This window comes from Marinomonas sp. TW1 (assembly GCF_001625355.1).
Lineage (GTDB): Bacteria > Pseudomonadota > Gammaproteobacteria > Pseudomonadales > Marinomonadaceae > Marinomonas.
This window is the reverse complement of record NZ_JSEE01000038.1, coordinates 1-943: the sequence shown is the minus strand read 5'-3', so window position 1 is coordinate 943 and position 943 is coordinate 1. Positions and strand designations below refer to the sequence as shown.

Below are 943 nucleotides of genomic sequence, written 5' to 3'. Positions count from 1 at the left end.
GTTGTGTTGCATGTGAATACAGAAAAAGCGAAATCATGGTCAACATTAGAAGTATTACAGCGTTGGCACGCATTACACAAAGGGACAATATTTACTCAACGCTATATAAAAGGGGAGGACTTGCCAAACTACGCAGTGGCGCTAGCCGAAATCGCTGCTGAAACGTACCGAGAGCGCCTGATGAACATTAGTTGGTTTATGAAAGAACTTAATGAACCCATCGCTCGAAGAGCGAACAATGAAGACAAGTGTACAGGACATTTTTGGGAAGGCCGTTTTAAGTCTCAAGCCCTATTAGACGAAGCCGCTTTAATGGCTTGCATGGCATATGTTGACTTAAATCCCCTTCGAGCTAATATCAGCAAAACACCTGAAGAATCGGATTTTACTAGTGTGAAAAAACGCGTTACTTCTGCAAAAAGAAAACATCAACCAAAAGCCTTATCCCCCTTTGTTGGAAACCCAAGAAAAGACATGCCTGATGGGTTACCATTTAAACTGACTGATTATCTTGAGCTTGTCGATATGACAGGAAGGATAATCCGTGAAGACAAACGCGGTGCAATAGATAAATCGCAACTGCCTATTTTGAAACGTCTCAATATTTCCTCAGAAAACTGGCTCTGTATCGCAACAGAATTCGAGAAAAAAACAGGGAGTTTAGTTGGGCAAGAACATTCGATAAACCATTATTGTGAGAAATACCAACGACAAAGAAAACCTAAAAGTCAAAATCTTCCACTAATAGCCTAATCTTCTGTAAAAACTTAGTAAAACCCCAGTCATTATAATGCCGGTTTGGTTGAGTGTGCCTCTAATTCAGGCTTTTACTCCTTATCTGGAATATTCTTTCTTCAAGCACAATAAAAGAGACTTTTTAGTAAGCGCATTGATCTGCTTTTACTGGCTACGAGTGCTTTTATCATGCCTGTCCTGTTACGTG

1 protein-coding gene is annotated in these 943 nt (G+C 40.2%); it reads left to right on the top strand.

Annotated elements, in window-relative coordinates; all coding sequences use genetic code 11:
* A partial coding sequence (locus OA79_RS17750) for a hypothetical protein (RefSeq protein ID WP_063334551.1) occupies positions 1 to 753 on the top strand: 753 nt, incomplete at its 5' end.
* Positions 754 to 943: the final 190 nt, after the last annotated feature.